This window comes from Neisseria sp. P0009.S007, assembly GCF_051962515.1.
In genome coordinates, this window is sequence record NZ_JBQCVF010000868.1 from 1 (window position 1) to 483 (window position 483).

A 483-nucleotide genomic window follows, 5' to 3' on the forward strand; every position below is an offset into this window, starting at 1 on the left:
TCTGAAACCTAATCAGGCCGCCCTATTACAAATATTTAACTCGTTATTTTGCCATGTAAAAGCGAATTCGTCATCTATTAACATGATTAGCGCCAAGCGTTACACGGCCGGATTTTGGCTAAGCCAAGATTTTCAGACGGCCTGTTCGAGTGAATGGAATCGCATTTATTTTCTAACTAATTTTCCAGCTAAGATATGCAGACTGCCCATTCTGCCGACACGCCGTACCGATAAATCAACCTTCGCCGCCAATCTTTTGCAGAAGATTTTCAGCCACCACGCCGCATTCAATATTCCGCTTTAACGGTTTCGCATTCAAATCCTTTAAGGCCGTCTGAAAGTCGGCAAAATCCATTAATTGCGAACCGAAACGGCGCATATGTTCGGTATCCTGCTGACAGTCTATCAGCGCAACGCCCAAATCCGCCAAAAACGGGACGGCGCAGGCAAACGCAATCTTGGACGCATCGGGAAGCAAGGCAA

General features: G+C 46.4%; 1 pseudogene. It reads right to left on the reverse strand.

What is annotated here, in order from left to right:
• Nucleotides 1–235: 235 nt before the first annotated feature.
• A pseudogene (locus tag ACTHS3_RS16840) lies at nt 236–483 on the reverse strand (leucyl/phenylalanyl-tRNA--protein transferase); the annotation flags it as partial.